Source organism: Psychroflexus salis, from assembly GCF_014640175.1.
Lineage (GTDB): Bacteria > Bacteroidota > Bacteroidia > Flavobacteriales > Flavobacteriaceae > Psychroflexus > Psychroflexus salis.
In genome coordinates, this window is the sequence record NZ_BMGL01000001.1 from 219448 (window position 1) to 241355 (window position 21908).

General features: G+C 35.2%; 11 protein-coding genes. All 11 read right to left on the reverse strand.

Annotated elements, in window-relative coordinates; all coding sequences use genetic code 11:
* Positions 1-174 precede the first annotated feature (174 nt).
* A complete protein-coding gene (locus IEV63_RS00920; RefSeq protein WP_188404871.1) occupies positions 175-1095 on the reverse strand; it encodes a glycoside hydrolase family 17 protein in 921 nt (306 codons plus the stop codon).
* A 3-nt stretch (positions 1096-1098) separates the two neighbouring features.
* Entirely contained in the window at positions 1099-3594 is a 2496-nt protein-coding gene (locus IEV63_RS00925) for an MFS transporter (RefSeq protein ID WP_188404872.1), read from the reverse strand.
* 11 nt (positions 3595-3605) lie between these two features.
* A complete protein-coding gene (locus IEV63_RS00930) occupies positions 3606-5111 on the reverse strand; it encodes a glycoside hydrolase family 30 protein (protein ID WP_188404873.1) in 1506 nt (501 codons plus the stop codon).
* A 24-nt stretch (positions 5112-5135) separates the two neighbouring features.
* Positions 5136-6419, reverse strand: a complete 1284-nt coding sequence (locus tag IEV63_RS00935; RefSeq protein WP_188404874.1) for a glycoside hydrolase family 17 protein — start codon at positions 6417-6419, stop codon at positions 5136-5138.
* Between the two features lie 6 nt (positions 6420-6425).
* Positions 6426-9872 carry a 1,3-beta-D-glucan phosphorylase, GH149 family gene (locus IEV63_RS00940; RefSeq protein WP_188404875.1) on the reverse strand — a complete coding sequence of 1149 codons (3447 nt, stop codon included), beginning with the start codon at positions 9870-9872 and terminating at the stop codon, positions 6426-6428.
* Positions 9873-9957: 85 nt separating this feature from the next.
* Positions 9958-10773 (reverse strand): glycoside hydrolase family 16 protein, encoded by an 816-nt coding sequence (locus tag IEV63_RS00945; protein WP_188404876.1) that lies wholly within the window; start codon positions 10771-10773, stop codon positions 9958-9960.
* 62 nt (positions 10774-10835) lie between these two features.
* The gene (locus IEV63_RS00950) at positions 10836-12263 is read right to left on the reverse strand and encodes an Ig-like domain-containing protein (protein WP_188404877.1); all 1428 of its coding nucleotides are present in this window, start codon (positions 12261-12263) and stop codon (positions 10836-10838) included.
* Between the two features lie 6 nt (positions 12264-12269).
* Positions 12270-15449: a glycoside hydrolase 5 family protein gene (locus IEV63_RS00955; RefSeq protein WP_188404878.1), complete on the reverse strand. Its 3180-nt coding sequence runs from the start codon at positions 15447-15449 to the stop codon at positions 12270-12272.
* Between the two features lie 367 nt (positions 15450-15816).
* Positions 15817-18105, reverse strand: a complete 2289-nt coding sequence (gene bglX / locus IEV63_RS00960) for a beta-glucosidase BglX (protein WP_229737143.1) — start codon at positions 18103-18105, stop codon at positions 15817-15819.
* A gap of 8 nt (positions 18106-18113) precedes the next feature.
* A complete protein-coding gene (locus tag IEV63_RS00965) occupies positions 18114-19802 on the reverse strand; it encodes a glycoside hydrolase family 16 protein (protein ID WP_188404879.1) in 1689 nt (562 codons plus the stop codon).
* A gap of 11 nt (positions 19803-19813) precedes the next feature.
* The gene (locus tag IEV63_RS00970) at positions 19814-21901 is read right to left on the reverse strand and encodes a hypothetical protein (RefSeq protein WP_188404880.1); all 2088 of its coding nucleotides are present in this window, start codon (positions 21899-21901) and stop codon (positions 19814-19816) included.
* Between the last annotated feature and the right edge of the window lie 7 nt (positions 21902-21908).

Genomic DNA, 21908 nt, shown 5'->3' on the forward strand with positions numbered 1-21908 from the left:
GAAAATATTAAGTTGAATGAAAAAAACCAGCAATACAAATAATATACAACTGGTTTTTATCGTTTTTTTACTACATCGTTATAGATTTGTTGACTCTTTGAAGTTTAACCAATAAAAGCTATTTACAGGTGTATTGTTAATGTATAGGTTATTTTTTAGAACTATACAGCTTGTCTAATATTTCAACTTTTCGTTTTTATCCCAAATACCCCAATAAGCACCAACTTCTCCTTCATCTCCAATTTTCCATGATTCATCGAAAGATGAAAAATAAAAACTTTCTACACCAGCTTGTTTACACCAATTTTGTGTATTAATAAAATATTTCATGAAATTCTCGTCTGATGCTTGTGCACCACCTAAACTTTCTCCTTTACTTGGCCAACCTGTTTCTGTAATAATTACCTTTTTACCTCGGGCTGCATTTAGGGCTTGACCAAACATCTGTTGCATGTGGGTTAGTGAATAATCGATGTGGCAACTTTCCCAAAAAGGGTAACAATTTGCTAAAATAACATCGCATAAATCAGTTAAATCTGGATGTTTAGAAAATTCATAATATGCATCGACATATCCAACAGGTATTTTTTTAGGAATGGCCGCTCTAACTTCTCGAATATAAGATTTTAAATCTTCTAAAGGTATATCATTTCTGTATAAAACTTCATTACCAACGGCTGCAATATCTACTAAACCTTTATTTGCAAGTTGTATAAGGGCATCTACTTCTTGTCTGTTTTTTTTGGGGTCATCACCAATCCAGGCTCCAACCAGTGTTTTCATACCTTCTTCTTTAGCAGCTTGGGGAACAAATTCGTTGCCTTCAATACAAGAAAAAGAACGCACCCACTTGGAGTAGGGTTTTAAAATTTTAATTCGTCTTCTAACTTGTTCGATTGTAATGTGGTCTCCAGGTTGCTGACCATCTTCATACATACTAAAACAAATGCCATGCATTCCTGTTGAAAGTAATTTGTTATAAATTTCTTTTAAGTCTTTAAAAGAAGTCTCTGCAGGAAAAAAGTCTTGATGTGGTAAAGAAGAGAGAAAATTCTCCTGTTTGGCTGTTAGTAATTGTTCTTTTCTGTAAGACATAGGTTAAAATTTTAATTGTTCATTTTCGTTCCAAATTCCCCAACGTTGCCCAACATCTCCTTCATGATGAATTTTCCAGGATTCGTCAAAGGAAGAGAAATAAAACAGCTGGATGTTTTCTTTATTTGCCCAATGGTTAACATTAATAAAATATTTCATAGCATTTATATTGGATGGGTCGGCATTTTCAGTACTCTCTCCATCGCTAGGCCAACCAGTTTCTGAAATAATTACAGGTTTTCCTTGTGCTTGCTTTTTAATTAATTTGTACATATACCTTAGATAAGCTGAAGAAACATCTATATGAGCTCCTTCCCAAAATGGGTAACAATTTATTAAAATTAAATCTGATGCTTCAATTAATGAAGGATATTGATCAAAAATATAGTATGAATCTACGTATGCAACTGGAATACCTTCAGGAATAAGACTTTTTACACGTTCGAGATAAGTTATAACTTCTTCAACTGAAAGTTCACCACGTAGCAAGACTTCGTTACCTACCACAGCTACATCGACCATACCAGTTTTAGCTAATGATACCAATTCTTTAATTTCAGCTTCGTTTTTCTCTACATCATTACTAATCCAAGCACCTACTACCGTTTGCAAGTTGTTTTCTTTTGCAATTTTTGGGATGTATTCGTTTCCTTTTGTACAGGAGAAAGAACGTACCCATTGGGTATAAGGTTTAATTATACGCATTCTTCTGCTAATCTGTTCTTCTGTAAGCTCATCGCTTAAATCTTGTCCTTCTTCATAGGGGCTAAAACAAATACCATGTAGGCCATTTTTTAAAGTGGAAGCAAATAGCATTTTGATTTCCTTAGGAGATTTACTAGCGTAGTCTAAATCATACTTTAATTCTGGTTGAAGATTAAGTTCTTCAAAAGAAAAGTTTTTATGATTTAAATACCCACTAGATGAAATAACTTTAGGTTTAACTTTTCTACGTTTTAGCACTTTACCAATTTCGGCCACCCGGTCTTCATCTAAATTGTAACCCCACATAACTATAAAGGCTATGGCTGCTGTACCAGCTGGAACAATAATATCTGCAATTCGAAGATTATACATGGTTTCGATGGTTTGAATTTCTGCATCAGGAACAAAACCAACCATACTCAAAATAACTCCACTAAGCACTAAGGCAATAGATTGGCCAAGTTTTACCATTAACCAATAAATTGCTCCAAATGTTCCCTCTTTTCGTGGTAGACCGTTTTCTAATTCATCTAAATCGCATACGTCTGCTGTCATAGACATCATAAGGGTAAATAATCCACCCATACCAAAAGCAAAAAGTGGAATAGGCAAGAAAATAAGCCAAGGCACTCCATCATCTACATTAATGGCAAACCAACTAGCGCCTATGCTTTCAAAAAAAGGATTTAAGAAGTTAAAAACAGTTCCAAGTCCTTGTGTTAAAGATTGACCTAAGGCTGTTTCGTTAAATTGAGCGTTGAGTTCTACATCAAACCCCCACCATTTAAGAACATAACCAAGGATGGATAGAAATGTTGATAATAAAAATGCATTTCGTTTTCCTATTTTTGTAGCAATTTTAGAAATAATTGGGATAACAACAAATGCTGTAATAATTGCATTGATGGTGTTGAACCAAGCAGGCCAAGTTCCGGCCATTTCGTAACTTCCGTTATACATGTAAAACACAATGATAAAAACCCCAAAAGCCGCTACCAATTGAAACCCATTAAATACTAAAAAAGTAGCACCACAAAGTTTCATAAATGGCTTATTTTTTGAAACTTGTACAATGCCTTCCCACAATTTTTTCAAGTTTTTAGCCAGAGTTTTGAAACTAATTCGTTCTCTATCTTCCATATCGCCTGCATCCATTCCTTTGCAGAAAAGAGAAGGTAATACTCCAAAAAGAATGGTCATACTTCCTACAATAAGCGCCATAGTTCTTACTCCTTCAGGTTTAGTACTAAATGTATTCGAATCTGGAATAATTACATAAAGCCAAGGAACAATTATCCATGCAATTTGCCCCATAGTATTAGAAAATGCCATTAAGCGAGTTCGTTCATGATAATCAGATGTCATTTCGTAACCTAAACCAACAAGTGGAGTAGCAAACATCGTGTTACCAATTAAAAATAATAATTGAAGGGTCATTACATGCCAAATAATGTAAGATTGAGATGCATTATCATCCAATTGCCACATTAAAAAGAAAAGTATACCGCTTATAATTGAACCAAAAAAAATGTAAGGTCTTCTTCGCCCCCATCTCGACTTGGTATTATCAGTTATAAAACCCATTATAGGGTCTGTGAAAGCATCGAATATTCTAGGTAAACCGCCTAACAAACCAGCCCACAAAGGATCTACACCCCAAGCAGTTAGTAGAAAAAACTGAATAAAAACACCTAGCGTGCCAGGTAGTACATTTAATATAAAATGTCCTGCACCAAAAGCAGCCTTTTGTCCTACGGGTACTTTTGCTTGGTCGGGGGTGTTCTTATTAGACATGATTTACATTTTTAGTTAATAATTTTTATAGTTTGAATAGCCTGTGGACTAATAGAAATTGTTTTTGTTGCTTCACCTAGTTGAAGATTAAATATTTTTTCTTCTTCAGACGGGTTAAATACAATTACCACATGATGTCCATCAGGATTAGTAGCTGCAGTAACTTGTAATTCTTTATCGGTTGATTCGAAATCAATACGTTTAGCACCAGGACGAACATATTTGCTAAAATGTGCCATTGTATAATACAATGGTGTAAAGTATACTTCATCTTGGTCAGGATCTACAATTACAGGAGCAACACACCAATTTTTAAACCAATTAGGTCCGCCTTGTCGATCTAGCACCATGTTCCAGTCTACCCATCCGTCTACCATATTATTCATACAACCTATAATGTCTCTAGCATAACGGTAAACAGGTCTATATTTAGGATGTAAGTATTTTTGGTCTTCTGAAGCCCAATCCCAGCCCCAATCCGTTGCTTCTTTTCTCCAGTACCAATCGTCCTCTTGCCAAACAGGAACCTGAGCATCTATGCAGGCTTCTGTTTCTATTAAATATTTATCGGGAGCTTTGTTGTGTGCATATTGTAAGTCTTCTGCAAAAATTTTATACGTACTTTCGTACCAATGTACAGCTATTCCATCAAAATATTTTGCATTGGCTTCATTTTTATACATGACATCTACCCATTCTTTAATCCCAGCTCTATTCTGATCGTAACCTAAAATAACCAAATCGCCTTTGCCATCTTGTTCAAGTTTAGGGCCTAAATAATCTCTTACAAATTCAGTCATTTCTTTGGGTGTATAATGCATACTTTCCCAATTATTCCCATTACCATGTGGTTCATTTTCTACGGTAAAGCCCCAAAGATCAATTCCTTCTGCTTTATATGCATCTACATATTTTGAAAAGAAAAGCGCCCAAGTATCGTAATATTCAGGTTTAAGCTTGCCGCCAACCCATTCGTTATTAGTTTTCATCCATGGTGGAGCTGTCCAAGGTGATGCAAATAGTTTGAATCCTTCATTAGAAGCCTTCATGGCGTCTTTAATCATTGGGATTAAATCTGATTTATCTTCTTCTACTGAGAAATGTTCTAAATTGGTATCGCCTTCTACTGGGGCATACGAATATTGACTTAATGAAAAATCGCACGAATTCATGTGGGTTCTCATTAAAGAATATCGTGCTCCAGTTTCAGCAAAATACGCATCGATAATTTTTTTTCTGTTTTCGGGGCTAAGCTGATTTAGCAAGTAAGCTGAAGATTCGGTAAAAGCACCTCCAAAACCTGTAAAAGTCTGGAAGGTTTTTTGAGGATTTAAAGTAACTTTAGTTTGAGCTTCAGACTGGCTAAATATTTTTATTTCAGTTAGTTGATTTCCACTTCTTGATGTTTCAACTACTTCAACTTTTAATTTAGCTTTGGAGTTGTCTTTAGCTTCTTCGCAAGAACTAGCAATCATAATAATTAATAAGTTTAGTATTAAAATATAAAACCGTCTCATAGATACTTTTTTTCATGATTAATTTTAATGATTTACCGTAATTTCATTTTTAACTGGAGGCATAGATACATCCAGAAGAAGATCCGTCATTTTACCTTTGTATGTTTTCGTTATTTCGTTACCATCTCGGGTTAAGCCTTCAAATACTTTATGATCTACCGCATCCCAAAGGGCGTATTTTGCTTTTCCTTCGACCGTAAAAAGCCCAAAAAAGTTTTCTGAACCAGTTGGATTATGTGCATCTTTCCATGGCTCGTCGAAAGCTTCAAAATAGAAACACTTAATTTTATTTTGAGTAGCCCATTCTCTTATTTTGTGGTAATACAATGCTTGTTTATACTCATCGGTAGCTTTTGATCCATGTTCTCCATAAAAACCACTAGATACACTTGCCCATCCAGTTTCGCCGATATGAACTGGTTTTTTAAGGCCTTGAGATTGCATATAACTGACCACGCTATCGTATTGAGATATAGCATAACTTAAGGAACGATTCATTACTTTATCGAGTTTTTCAGTGTTACTCAGTTTTTTTTCTTTAGATAAAATACCCCAAAATACCGGGTTATAATGGGTATCGTGCATAGGATAAGTGTGGATAGACAAGTAATCTACACTATTAATTAATTCGTTAAGTTCTGGAGTATGATATTCGGCTGCTCCACCACCCCAAGAGGCAAAGTTATCTGAACTAGTAATCCATACATCTTGGTTTATTTTTCCTTCCTTTTTTAAATTTTGAAGGTATTTAACCCACTTTAGTATAATATGTGGTTGAACAAAATATGCTGTTGCCCATTTTACCATAGCTTCATTACCAACAGCAATTATTTTAACAATATCTGGATAAGTATTGGCCAGCTCTACAGCACGCATAATTTCAGCCTGGTTATACTCACTTTCTTCATTATGATTAAGAGGCATTTCGGTCCATGCATTTTTGCAATCTATCCAAGCACCTAACATCACGTACATTTCAAAATTAACGTCTTCTTTTTTTAATTCGTCTATTGCTTTAAGTACATTGGCTGCATGCGGCAAACGCACATTATACGTTCTTAAAATACGAATCCCCATGGCATGCATTATTTTTAAATCGTCTTTTAATTGATTTAATGTGGGTTGGGTATTACGTGTTTTTGTACGATATCCTCCATAAGAAATAGCTAAATAATCAGGTTTATTTAGTATTTCTTTGGCACTTAAATTATGAGTGTTTTGCATGGGTTTTTGCTCTTTTTGAGATGGTTGACATGAAGCCAATACAACTAAACTAATTGTTAAAAAAATTTGAAATATTGACTTCATGGTTTCTTATTTTAAAAGTGAAGTATCAACTTGAACAACTACTTGTTTTACCTTTCCTGTTCTATTAAAAATCTCTATACTTATTTTATTTGGTAAGTATTGACCATCTAAACGATTTTTAGTGGCATCGCTAAATTCAATTTCAAGGGTATTATGGTCTCCCATTTTATAAATTATTGGAACTTGACAAAAAGTAAAACCTAAAGAATTAGATTGTATTTTTAAAGCGTGTTTTTCTTGGTTAACGTCTACAAATCTAAACACATGTTCTTCTTCTAAAAATTCAGTTTTTCTGAGTAGATGTGGCGTAAATTGGAGCTGTCCATTTTTAATGCTTACACCTAATTCTCCAAACCTGCTTAAAATATCTTCTTTAACTTGCCCAGTCATACCAGGTTGCTGCGCTCCTTTTCCTTGCGGTGTGTGCGAGTATGGATCGGTTGGAAATGCACCATACAATTTAGGAGATTTATGTACACCTATGCCTTCATTAATTTCGTAATAATGTTCTAATAATCCACCTACTATTTCTGGCAATTCGTTAGTTTTAATAGCTTGTAAACAGGTTTCTAAAACCGCTAATTGCAGTTTTGAAACCATATGCCAATAAATAGAACCTAAACCTTCGTAGCCATAAAATGTTCCTGAACGACCAGTAAATGATTTATGATTAAAAACGTCTTCATAAATTTGAAGTACTTTTGACAATTCTTCTTCAACTAAATCTTGATGCTGATTTAAGTTTTGTAAAGCTTCTTTTAACTTTTTGGCATTGTTGAAATTTCCATTGAAATGATATTGGTTATCTACATCTTTTTCAATAATATTTTTGTTGCCTTCTTCAACTAATTTTTGAAGTAATTTTGAAGAATTTATTGCTGCTGCTGAAACATTATTTCTATTTAAGAAGCCTTTTAGTTGTTTATTAGGATAAAGTAAATAACTGTATTGATCTGGTCTAAACAATGCACTTTTCTTTAAGGCATCGAGTAAGGCCAAAGATTGTTGCGCATTTAAATAACCTGAACTTAATACAGCTACTTGACCTTCTAGCATTTCATCCAGATAATCTATACTAACTTCATTTTTAGTAATCGTCATTAAATTGTAAGCGTGATACAGATTATCTTCACGTTTGTTCGCTTCAATAGATTGTTCTAAGTAAACTAAACTGGTGTTAATAAAATCGATTAAGTCTTTTACTGAAATTTCTGTTTTCTTACCTGAAAAACCTTTTTGGTAAACACTAGTTCTAAATAAGCTAGCAGCTTCACCTAATTCGTCTAATACTTGTTTACGTTGCTCATCATTAAAGCTAGATTGCGTTAAGGCGAAAAACTTATTGAAGGTTTTATGCATTGCAGCAAACATTCCAGCTAATTCTTCAGAAACAGCATACGCCTTATCGCTATCTAATTTTACAATTAATTTTTTGAAAAAATCTAAAAACCTTCTCAGATAGGACAATGTAACCATCGAGACACCGTTTCCTACTAAAGCATTATTAGCATCGTTCCATTCGGGGCGTTGTGTATTCATCCAAATTCCGGCTTCTGGAATTAAATTTGATAATTTAGCCAAACTAGTTGCTAAAATTTTCTCGACGAAATTTACATGGATTGTATTTTCTTTTTGGTCGGTTAACAAAGCACCATCAGCCCCTATTTTATTACGCTTATCACGAATTTTTGCATCGTTCTCATGATCGAAATCTATAGTATCTTTAGGGTCGTTAACAATATCTTGATAAGGCTTAATTCGGTATGGAACATTGGCGTACACAAACATAGATTCACTAAAAAGTTGAACTAGTTTTCCTGGCTCATAGTCTTCATAAAACTCTAAGAACTTGAGTAAATAAATTATTTGATGATCGCCCCAATACCCAATATATGACCAAGGATCGTCTGGCTCGATGGTTTCCCAATCAAATCCATCTTTGGTTACGCGGTATGGGTTGTAGCCGTCGAAGGTAGATGCATTTAAAAATTTAAAAATCATCCCTTCAATAAAGGCTGGATACGAATGAGCAAGGCTTTCCCAATTCTGAAAAATGTCTCGCCAATTGCCTTCATAATCTAATACTTTTGTTCCGTCGTCTGCTTTTGTATTTATAGAAAATTGGTTCCAAGGTCGACTTGGATCGCCATGTCGACGGCTAAATTTTAATGGTAAATATTCGGTTGCTAAACGTGTAAAATCTTCGTTAGCAATTTTTTCTGAAAGTGTTTGCAATTGACTTACAGAAAATACTTCAGGTAAACTTTTTACTTCTCCTTCAACTTTTAAAGCTAGTGGCGCATTGGCTTTACTTAGGTATTGCTTAAAATCCCAGGCTTCAATTTGGTAATTGTTATCAAAAATTCCACCACGCATAATGTTAAACATGGTGTTAGAATAATGACGAATATCTCTTAAATTATCGTTTGATCGTTGCAAACCATCGGCAGCTGCATTGAGTTTAATTAATTTTTCGGTACCAAGTTTTATATCTGCTTCAATAAGCTGTTGAAGATTGCTTTTATGTAAATCTTTTTGAAGTTGAATTACTTTAGCGTGGTTATAATTTACATCGGCAACTATAAACCAAGTTTGTTCTGCTTTTGCATTTAATTGAAGCTTTTTATGAAGGAAATAGGCTCCTTTTTCAGCTTTAACATCGGTTTCTGGGGTAATGCTTTGCCCTGTTCTAAATTTTTCTAATTGTAAAGAAGATAATAAATGAATGGGATTTTCTAAACCAAAATGCCAAACTACATTAGCTTTTAAGGCTTCGCTAGGTTCTGCTTTGTCTACTGGTACTGCACTAAGCGCAAATATTCCTAATCCTGTTTTTGGGTCAAGTTCACTGCGTTTATAAGCATCAACCAGATTACTACTTTGTGTTTGTAAATCGCTTACAACTCCAGCGGGTAAGACATTTTGTAAACCGTCGAGTAGTTCAACTTCAACTAAAGAAGGACTCAAATTTTCAAGTTTTGCTTCTTTTACAAAACCATATTCGTCACTTGTAGACCAACGATATGTAAATTTTAAATTTAAAGTGTGGTTTATTTCTTCAAAAAGAATTTTATCTCCATAAATATTCTTGTAAAGATTTCTAGTAATTTCGTATTGTTCTAGAAAACGGTTTGAGAATGGTTCCCAAAATTTAATTTCATTTTCTAGACGTGCTTTAATTATGGTTTTGCTTCCGGTGTAATGAGCAGATTCGGTTATTTTATCGTCGGTATAGTAAGGGAACAATGCGTATTCTGCATTTCTTCTTCCTGCGGTAAGTCCGCCATTACTTGAAATAAACATCCAGTGGTTAGAATCGCTCACAATGCTCATAAAAAACGGACGCATAACGTCGTTATTATTAATTTTAAGAAACTTTTCGCCGTTTAGTCTTACTTGTTCTAATTCACTTTCTTTTGCCATATGCTGATTGTTGGGTCGCTCTTTAATCATTCTTTATTAATTACTTCTATTCCTTTTTTATTTGCAAAAAGCGGTAATTAAAGTTACCGCTTATTTTTTAATTATTTGTTTAATTTTATTTTTCGTAAATTCTTACATAATCAACTTCTAGTGTTTGTGGAAAAACTGTTTGTGGAGAAGGTGAACCAACAAAAGTACCGCCAACTGCCATGTTGATTAACATAAAAAATGGTTTATTAAACACCCACTCTCCACTAACGTCTTCTGGGGTAATGCGGTTGTATAAAAAATCATCTACATAATAATTAATGTAATTTTCGCCCCACTCAATTCCAAAAACATGAAAATCGGTATCGAAACGATCATTTTTTAAATCGTAGGTTTTTGTAACAGCATTTCCAGCAGAATATCCTGGACCGTGCACACTTCCGTGAACGATGGTAGGATCTTGACCACGGTATTCCATAATATCTATTTCTCCTGTTTGTGGCCAACTTACTTCGTCTATATTTTCACCAAGCATCCAAAATGCTGGCCATAAACCGCGACCCCAAGGCATCTTCATGCGAGCTTCAATACGACCGTATTGTTTGTTGTATTTATCTTTTGTTAAAATTCTAGCCGAAGAATAACCAGAGCCTTCAAAAGATTCTTGTTTTGCTGTAATGATTAACTTTCCGTCTTCAACTTTTATATTTTCAGGTCTATCGGTATAGTATTGAAGCTCTTGGTTTCCCCAACCATCTACACCTGTACCAATTTCATAATCCCACACGTTCATATCTAGCGCATTGCCTTCAAATTCATCTTCAAAAACTAAGTTTTCGAATGTGGTTATCGTTTGGGTTTCGTCGGTATCGCAGCTGTTAAAGCTGAATGCTAATATGCATACACACAGTATTTTTTTTGATAATGTGATTATCTTCTTCATCTTCTTCTTTTTTATATTGTTAGAGTATAGTCAAAGGATTATATTTTAGATTTTATGCTACGTTATTCATCTGCGTAATAATAAATGTTATCTACATAAATGTCAGATATTGTACCATCAGAGACAAAAAACAATAATCCTATTTGAGAAGTGTCTGTCAGACCTGGAAAACTATTTAATGGTAAATCGAAGCTTTCCCATTGAAATGATGAAAGTTGATTTGCTAATAAAATTATTGAGCTAGAAGATTCATTGTTTCCAACGCTGTTAATTAATTGAATTCTTAAAAAGTCTGAAGAATTCATTTGTTCGTTTACATTAATATCTAAGTGTAAATGAGTCATAGCTGTTGCGTCTATTGGAGAGACTTCATTAAAAGTACCTATTCCAACAAAGTTAAGGTCAGTATAATTTATAATTCCATCGCCATCAACAATTATATCTGCACCACCTGGTCCTGTTCCGCCTAGAGTAGTTTGCCCATCTCCTGTAAAAAAGCCATTGTAATAAAGCACAGGCACATTTTCATAGGCATCACTAAAAACAGAAATTACATTTTCTGGATTTTGAGTAGGTGTTGGAGCTGGAGAAAAGTTTCCTAAAGATTCAACAATTAGAGAGCCTTCTGCATCATCTTCGCCTAAAGTAGCAGAAATTACAGCAGTTCCTAAGCCTATTACTTGAACTATACCATCTTGATCTACAGTTGCAACACTTTCATCTGATGATTCAAATTCAAAATAACTTGGCGAAACAGAAGCTGTTACATCGCCTTTTGTGGTATTAAAGGTTTGCGTCAAACCAGTTACCTGCAAACTACCACCTGTAAAAGTTTGGGCTACAGTATTATTTCCATTTTGAATAGCTGGTCTAGGTTGGGCTATTGTTCCTAATTTTTCAAATTGCAACTCGTCTACCCAAAAAGTATATGCATTTCCTCCAGTTCCTTGTGAGCCAGCTGCATACCTAAACATTCCTAACACTTGATCTAATCTAGATGAATCTGGTATTGGTATAACTATTTTTTGCCAAGCAGTGCTTAAGCTTATGTTAGTAATTGTTGTTTGAAATTCGTTTTCCATAAAGTCTTCACCGAAACCAAATTCTCCAATGGTTACACCTTGAGATGCTTTAGCCCAAAAAGTTAATGCATCGAAGCCTGTTAAGTTGCGTGGTGATCCATCTATTCTTAAAATGGCACCCGCATAACTTCCTTCAGGGTCGTTTGCATTTGGTACATCAACTCGCATAGAAGCTTGACCTTCGTAACTTTCTTCTTGATCTACAGACCAAGCCGTTGGTTTAGAACCATCATATGGAAAATAAAAATCGCTTCCTAAGCCAACTGGAACATCTGTAAAAATTTCGCCTACATTTGGAAATGAAGCTAATACTGCATCATCTGAAATATCTCTTTCACAACTTAACACAAAAAGCAAACTAGCTGCTAGGCACCAAGTAAAGTTAAATTTTATTTTATTTGTTATCATGGTATTTTATTTTCCTAAGTTAAAATGAATGTATGTTCTAATTTCCCACTCCGAACCATCAGAAAAACCTATAGGATTTAATATTGGCTGAGGTGGAAAAACATTTTCGGGTGGTGTAGCTGGAGCGTATCTAGGCGAATTTTGATTTAATGATCGCCATGTACCACGAATACCAATTCTTGTATTCGGCAATACAAACCAGTCTGGTTTTCCGACAGTAGTTGAGACATCTAACATCAATTGCAAGGGGAAGGTTAAGTTAAAATCTCTGTGGTAATCGAAAGGACCCCAGTCGTTAACTTTTACATGAGTTTGTACTTTTATCTTTTTATAAATCATCCTGATATCTCCACCGTAACGAGTAATTAATCTTGCGTCGTCACCATTGGCTTGCCCATTACCGTAGTACAAGTTAGCGATAAAACCTAAGTCTGGGCTTAATTTAGAAACAATTCTAGTGTTTGCTTCCCATAAATCTTCGGCTGGTGCAGAAGTTGGAAAAGCGAAGAAAGTACGATCGGCTAAGAAACCAATGTGTCCATCCATAGTAGTTGGTAAGTGTCTATATACAAATCCTGCGCTCATTGCAAAAGCAGCATCTTCAGATCGGTCGTTATCCCATTCGTACATCCAAGTTCCTGGAGTTGGATCGTAGGTTAGTAACAACTCTCCAGCTGTTGTTTCTCTATTGCCATCTCTAACTGCAAAAGGATCGTCTATAAAATTACGTAATCTGCCAGGTGCATCAATACCGTTTGGCATTGCTTCAACCAAAGGTTTGCGCCACATAAAATTTGGAGCAATTTGCCAGTTACCAACACTATAAGTAAAGCCCGTTAAAAAATTAGATTGGTTACCACTGCCCGAATCTTTCAATTTCCAGCCTGTAAAGGTTTGTGTCATATCTGCACTTCCGTTAGCAACTAATCCCATAACAGCACCTTGTGCATACCAATTAAATTTTCCGCCTTCGTATATTAATTTGGCTTTCCCTCCCCAGTTGTCTTTGGATTTAATTTTATCTTCAAAAACAGTATAGTTTCCTTCTGTTCCTGTAAAGTCTTGATAGGAGCTTCCATTTAGTGGACTACCAGCCCAAAGACCTCCTAAAGTTATTTCAAATTTACCAAATGTACGTTCGATCGCAACCGACATTTTTTCGCTAGGCCAAGGTGGAATAATACCACTTCGAACTTGATTTTGATCTAATACACGGCGACCATTTTCATCGAAACGTAAATCGGTTTGTATATCTCTATTGTAAACTCCTGTAACATTCCATTTACCAATTTGAGTTCTATATTTTAAGAGAGTTGTTGGGTTTGCTCCCCACCAAAGTTGCGGACCAAAAGCAGCTTTTAAACCTTCAGCTACTCCTTTACCATCAACTTCAAAACCAAGAATTTCACCTCCATAAATATCTAAATTCGGACCATAATTAGCTTCTGGGTATAGGCCAAAAATATCACCTTCGTATTGCCAGTGATAATGATTGGTTCTGTAAAAACCCCGCAAATCGAAGTGTTTAGCATTCCATTCATATTCTGCCTGGTATACATTTAGACGATTAATATCGTTTAAGATTGTTTCTCCTTCTGGAGTATCGACAATTAGGTTTCTAGACCGGTTTTCATAAAAGATTTCGTCAATTGGATTTTCAGCAACATTGCCTATAATATTGAACTGAACTTCTGCTCGCATGTTTGGGGCAGGTTTAGCTTCAACGCCTACAAAGTAAGATTCCATATGGTCGAATCCTAATTGATTTGGAAAAGCATTGCTATCTGGATTAGGTGTGTCTGGTGTAGTAATTAAATGTCCGTCTGTGTAAAAAGTAGAAAATTGAGCAGATAACCTACTAATGCTAAGTTTTTCTGAATCTCCACCACCTAAAGCTGCTTTGTCGCCTCGTGCTTTTAATACGGCTCCCATTATTTCGATTTTTTCGAAATGTATTTCTAAATCTGATAAATCTTTTTCGCCTGCATAAGGATTAAAATCGTGCGCTTCTTTTAAAGCATAATAGGCAGCTCTTGGGTATAAATCGTATAATCCACTTGCATTAGTTGGTCCTTTAGCACATACTCCAAACCATTCTTCGTTCATATTATTTTCTCCTTCAGCAAAGTCTCTGTCGTATCCACCGTTAGACCAAGATGCGTTTGAGTCATGCACATCTAAATTAGAAGTTTGGCCATATTTCCACCAACCATCGCTAAATTGAAAGGTGAAGCCACCAATAGAGTTTTCAGCTAAGCCTAAACCTGCGGCATTTTGGTAAATATCTTTCCAATTATTTAGCATGTAATAAGCTTGCGATTTTTGGTCTTCTTGATTATCTCTAGCGTTAAATGCATCTGCACCAAATTCTGTAAACAAAATTGGCTTTCCATAAACATCTTTCACTTTTTGAAATGCATCTCCAAAGCTTTCTCCACGATACATATTCGTTCCGTAAATATCTACATCTGGACATTCTTCAGCTACAATTTCTAAAAACAACAGGTCTCCGTTACAAATCGCAACAGGAGCTGAATTATCGATAGCCTTCATTTTCTTAGATGCTTCATTCATTAATTGGTACATAGGGCGAGCTCTATTTTCGCCAACTGCATTAATTTGGTCTTCTTCATCTGGAAAATCTTCAGTTTCAGCACCTGCCCAAAACAAACCATAGTTGTTTTCGTTACCTAATAAATATAAAAGTAAACCTGGGGTTCCTTTATAAGTATTGGCTAGATCGGTTATTTCTGACATTAGCAATTGTTTGGTGGCAGGATCGTCATACTTTGTTACTGGCGTCCAAACGCCATCTATTGTAAGGCCATATCTTCCAAAAGAATGGTTTAACATCGTATAAATTCCATAATTCTCGTATATGTATTTAATCCATTTAGGTTGTATACCTGTATATACTCGAATTGTATTTACACCCATATTTTTGAGTAATCCCATTTCAGAATCTAAAGCAGATTTTATAATGTTATCTGGTTGATTCCACAGACTGTAATTGTAGTTTGTACCAATAGGAAAATAATCCCAATTCATCCCATTTACCATTAAGTCTTTCCCATCAACTTGTAGTTTTAGACCTTGGTCGTTAGACACAACTTTAACATTATGACCTTGCGAAAAACTTAAGGATACAAAAAGAAATAATGCACTAGCAAAAATAATTTTTTTCATTTGTTTGAATTTAATAATTCATTATACTCAAACTTAAAGCTTTTAGTTAAGATTTTATTTAGAAAATGCTAAACAAAATATATACATTTAATGAATTAATGCAGTTTATGAATTATTTAAAGCTCTTAAGGCCAATAAACACGATAGAATATGAAGTATATTAAACAAGAAAGTCTTTTAATTCTTTAAGTGTTAAAAAAGAATAATGTAGTGATTATGTATAGCTAATTTAATTAAGTGTATTGTTTTTTAGATTTTTAAATCAATAATGAAATAGTTTTAAAGGAGATTTAAAGACAAAATTCGCAAACGTTATCGTAGTTTCTATTGATTTAAATTAAAAATAAAATTTAAATGTTAATCTGTTTTATTGAAGATTTAGTTCTGCTTGAAGAGATGTATCTGAACTTGTTCCGATAAAAAAATTGAATTTTCCTTTTTCAAAAATCCAATCTCCATTGGGTAAATAATACCCCAAATCTTTTTCACTCAATAGAAAATTTATCAATTTCTTTTGATTTGGATTTAGTGAGACTTGTCTAAAAGACTTTAGTTCTTTAATTGGACGTGATATTTGAGCCACAGGATCTTGAATATATAATTGAACTGTTTCCGTGCCAAATAAAGATCCGGTATTAGTTAATTCTACACTAATACTAACTTTAAATTCATTACTTTCTGAAAAAGAATTCACACTAAAATTGCTTAGTTTAAATTGCGTGTATGAAAGTCCATAACCAAATGGGTAAAGCGGAGTGTTTTGTTGGTCTATATAAAAAGATTTAAATACATCTTGCTGTGAAGGATCGTTGGGTCTTCCTGTTGGTAAGTGGTTATAATAAAGTGGCAGCTGACCTACACTTCTAGGGAATGACATAGGCAGTTTCCCACTAGGATTATAATCGCCATAAAGAACTTGAGCAATGGCGGAACCATTAAAAGAGCCTAGTTGCCAAGCTTCAACAATTGCAGGAATGTGTTGCTCTGCCCATGTTAAAGTAAGTGGACGACCATTTTGAAGCACCAAGACTATATTTGGATTTACTTCATAAACGGCTTCTAAAAGTTCTTGTTGTAATCCGGGCAAACCAAGCTTGGTTCGACTTCTACCTTCACCACTCTGAAAACCATGTTCGCCAAGGTTCATAATTACAATGTCTGCTTGTTTTGCAATTTTAATAGCTTCTTCGAATCCTGATTTATCTGTAGTATTAACATTGAGTTCTTTCACAAAATGAACATCTCCTTTAATAAATTTAGGACCTTGCGCGTAACGAATTGAATTGGTTGCCGGGTAGTTTTGCATTGCTTCGACTAGGGACTCTGCTTTTCCATCGTCTGATGCTATTCTCCAACTACCTAAAGCTGAAGTTTTGTCTTGTGCTAAATCGCCTATTATAGCTATTTGTTGATGATCTTTTTTTAAAGGTAAAAGTTGATTATTATTTTTCAGTAAAACAATAGACTGCCTGGCTATATTTAGAATATCTTTTTTAAATTTTTGGCTATATACGGTTTCCTTTTCACGTTTTTTGGATAAATACTTGTAAGGATCGTCAAAAAGACCAAGCTCAAACTTAAGGGTTAAAATTCTACGAACAGCATCGTTAATTAATTGTAAGTCAACTTCTCCATCATTTACCAAACTAGCAAGCTCTTCAATAAAATGGTAAGACTCCATATCCATGTCACATCCAGCAATAATAGCCTTTTTGGCAGCGTCCCGACCATCTTGGGCAAAACCATGGTTTTTTAATTCACCTACCGAATCCCAATCTGATACAACAAAGCCATTAAAATTCCATTTCTTTTTAAGCACATCTCTGATTAGAAATTGGTCTGCTGTTGCTGGGATACCATTAAGCACATTAAAAGAATTCATAACTGCCTTAACATCAGCATCTACTGCAGCTTTAAAAGGTGGAAATATAGTATTGTACAAAGTAGTTGTACCCACATCTACTGTATTATATTCTCTACCGGCTTCAGCAAATCCGTATGCAGCAAAATGTTTTGCTGTGGCGGCGATTGTATGGGGTAAACCTAAGTCTTTACCTTGAAATCCTTCAACTCTAGCTTTTGCTATTAAACTACCTAAGTAAGGATCTTCGCCAGCACCTTCCATTACTCTGCCCCATCGAGCATCGCGTGAAATATCTACCATTGGAGCAAAAGTTAGATTTATACCTGCTGCAGAAGCTTCTTCAGCAGCAATTTCAGCGGAGCGTTTAATTAAGGATAAATTCCAACTGGCAGCTTCAGCTAAAGGAATAGGGCTTATTGTTTTATAGCCATGCACGATATCGAAAGCAAAAATAAGTGGAATACCTAAACGTGAATTTTCAACAGCTATTTTTTGAACTGCTTTTACATTTTCAACTCCATGAACATTAAGCATTGAGCCCACAAGACCCTTTTCAATATCTTTATATTTTTTAGCCTGCTGACCACCTTTGGGTTGTGGACCTGTAAAATCCATAAAACCACTATACTGGTTCATTTGTCCAATTTTTTCTTCCAAAGTCATTTTGGCTAAAAGTGCTTCAACTTTTTCAGAAATCATGGTATTAGAATTATTTAAAACAAAATCTTGGTTGGATGAATTACAAGCAAAACATCCAACCAAGATTAAACTATAGATCAATACTTTCTTCAAAAAAACAATTATTGATAAACTCTTACGTAGTCAATTTCCATTGTATCTTCTGTAAAATTAGGGTCTACATCACCACCTAAGCTTCCTCCCATCGCGATATTTAGGATTAGGAAAAAATCGCTTTCAAAAGGTAAGTCTGGAGAATTAGCAACCGTATGATACACATTGTCGTCTACAAGAAATTCAATGGTATCTGGGGTCCATTCTACAGTATAATTATGAAATTCTGTTGTAGAAGTGGTTAAAACGGTGCTAGCAGAATCTCCAGCTCCTGGAGAAACACCTGGATGATGAACAGTTGCTAAAACTGTATTTTTATCCTGTCCTTTTTGTTCCATTATATCTATTTCTCCACAAGCAGGCCAAGTATTGGTTTGATAATCAGCTCCTAGCATCCATATTGCTGGCCAAGTTCCAATAGAAGAAGGTAATTTTGCTCTGACCTCAACTCTTCCATAGGTAAATTCAAATAAGCCTTCAGATTTTAAACGGGCAGAAGTATAACCGCTCCCATCTGCTAAAGCTGTAATTTTTAAGAGTCCATCTTCTACAATAACGTTTTCTGAGTTATCTGTATAGGATTGGAGCTCTTGGTTACCCCAACCATCTGAACCAGTTCCTAAATCGTAGGTCCAATTACTTGAATTAGGTGCACCATCTTCATCAAATTCATCTTCCCAAATTAAATCATTGTAAATTGAAGTAAAGTCGTTTGAAGGTGGAGTAGTTGTAAATTTTTGATACCAAGCTAAGACAGGGTTTTCATTATCAAAAAACCTTACGTACAAATAGCTATCTGTAATTTCTAGAATTTCATAGGATGAAACACCCGTATAATAACCCATGAATGCATTATTAGAATAATTCAAAACCGTACCTCTTGGTTCGGGGAACTCAGGATCTGCAACTTGTGACCAATCTGTAGATGAAGGAGCTACAGAAACAATACTCTGTCCTGATGTATCAAATTCAAAACATGTATCTGCAAATTGTTCAAAATCCTGTCCTACAGCTCCACCGCTGGCCCAGTTAAAAAATGTTTCTCCATTATTTTCATGAGTAAAAGATAATTCACCATCTGGAGACATTGTAAATGTTAAAAAGAAATTACAAAAACAATCGGAATCTGAACTTGCACATTTTCCAAAAGCATTAGTTGAATCATATTGAGGGTACCAATGACCGTTTATATTACTATCGTCTGCAAGGTCTTGTGTTAAAGTTGGTCCTACTCCTAAATGACCATTTTCGTCTAATTTAGGATACCAAACTTTTGAGCTGCCAGTACCTCCACTTAAAAACTCTTTTGCTTCCACATCATCGAAGGAGCTAAAAACTTCTACATCTATTGTTGTAGTTGTGGTTAGGCCTCCAGTTCCTGTTGCAGTTATAACAGCTGTATAGGTATTTAAGCCTGGTAAACTATATCGGTTTGTTACTATACCAGAAGGAACAACTTCGCTAGTTCCGTCTCCAAATTGAAAATTGTAACTTATAGCATTATCTGCTGTAGCGGTAAACTCAACAAATCCACTTCCATCGCCATTAGGGTTTTCTGCATCAACTCCAAAAATTTCTGCATTAATCTCAAGATTAGAAGGAGCAATAAGATTTCCCAAGTTAGCATCATCATCTTGACACCCTACAAAAAGCGTAAGTGTAAGAATTATACTTGTTAATTTTATTATATTTTTCATATTCAATTTTTCTAAAGTTTAATTAGTTTGAATTGCCAGAAGATACCACCTCCAATATCGATGCTCACATTAATAGTATTAGCATCTTGAAAGGTTACATTGTATGTTATTGAGTCTGGAACAGGTACATTTGGTAACTCACCTTGATTATTTGCCTTAGCCAAACCAATATATGCGCCAGCACCGTTAAGCGTTAGCGTGCCTGCTGCTTCATCGTAGACATAAGTTGCTGGGCTAGAACCGTCGTGAGGCGCAACAGGAGTGCCACAGGCATCTCCACCGCCTTGCCAGCCTTCGATCCAAGACTGGTCTCCTAAAACATTTGTAAATGAACCGTCTGCTCCAAAAACATAATTATCATCGAAATAACAATCTCTTAAATCAACACAAGCTGCATCGCAAGAAAAGAAACTAATATCACCCATAGAAGGACCAACTCCTAAAGAACCGGCTTCTGGAGCCATTTGCCACACACCAGTTAATGGAGTAGCCGGTGGTAATTCTCTTACTAATTTAAATTGCCAAAATATCCCCCCTCCTATGTCTATATTTACATCTATTTCATTAGGGCCAGTAAAAGTTACGTTATAAGTAATTGAATCTGGAACAGGAACATTAGGTAATTCTCCTTGGTTATTAGCTTTTGCTAGACCAATATATGCTCCGACACCGTTAAGGGTTACCGTACCCGCTGCTTCATCGTAGACATAAGTTGCTGGGTTAGAACCGTCGTGAGGCGCCACAGGAGTGCCGCATGCATCGCCACCACCTTGCCAACCTTCAATCCAAGATTCGGCGCCTAAATCATTTGTGAATGAGCCGTCTGCTCCAAAAATATAACTATCATCAAAATAGCAAGCTCTTAAATCAACACAACCCACATCGCAAGAAAAGAAGCTAATATCACCAACTGAAGGACCTACACCAAGTGAACCAGCTTGTGGTGCCATTTTCCAAGTCCCTTGTAAACCTTCTGGAACATTGCTAGGCGCTTTATAAAAATATACATTATCTATAAAGAAATCGAAAGTCCCTACTGGTAAACCAGAGAATATTAATTGTTGAATTGAACTAATCGATGTCATCCCTGCGTCTGTGAAATTTGACATTGGGATATCTATTGAAACCCATTCGTTTTGTGGTATATCTTCAATTACAATTTCTGCTTCTGTAGGTGTGCCTCCTAAATCTACTAATTTAATTCTAAAAGTAGTAGCGTTTAAGCTCCAGAAATCTAAATGAAATGCATCCATGCCTGAAGCATCTACAGCATCTTCATCATAAAATTCAACTCCTACAAAATCTGCATCTGCATAAAACTTCGTATCGTTTCCATTAATTTGGATGTCTGTAAGAACGCTTGTACTCCATTCGGAACGCCAAGAACTTACATTAACGTCTAATTCGTATGCGTTGCTGTACATTGAAATTACATCTGAATCTTGTCTATTAGGTGGGTTTGGTGCTGCAACTAAGGGTTGTAAAATTTCAGTAACTTCGAACTCTTCCGTGTAAGAAACGGTTTCTATAGCGGCACTAAAAGCGGTTACTGTAATGGTGTACGTTCCAGCTTCATCATATTGATATGAAACTGTATCGTCAATATTAGCAGTTAAAGGCTCAAGGTCTGGCACTCCAAAATCAACTTCATAAGATAAAGCGAAATCTGCCGAAGCAGTAACATTAACTTGTCTTGAAATAGAAGAGTCGTTTTCAATAAACACCTCTAAATTTTCTGGAGCTTGAAATGAAACGTCGATAGTTTGAATCGATGTTGTAGATAAACCATTAAGACCATTGGCTGTAATAGATAATTCGTAGCTGCCTTCTTCGTAAATATGGTCGACGCTAGAACCTGGCTCAATTAAATCTGATACTTCAGATCCATCACCAAAATCGAGAACATAGTTAATAGCTCCTTCTGCTAATGGAATAATAGTTACTAAGCCTGTGTTATCTTGTGTAACGCTTACTTTAGCAGAAACATTTATAGGTGGCTCTGTGTTATTTAGAAAATCTTTATAATCGTCTTCATCTTTACAACCGAAAAGAGACAAAACAACAATAAAGATGCTTAAAATATATTTTACTTTTTTCATAATTCAA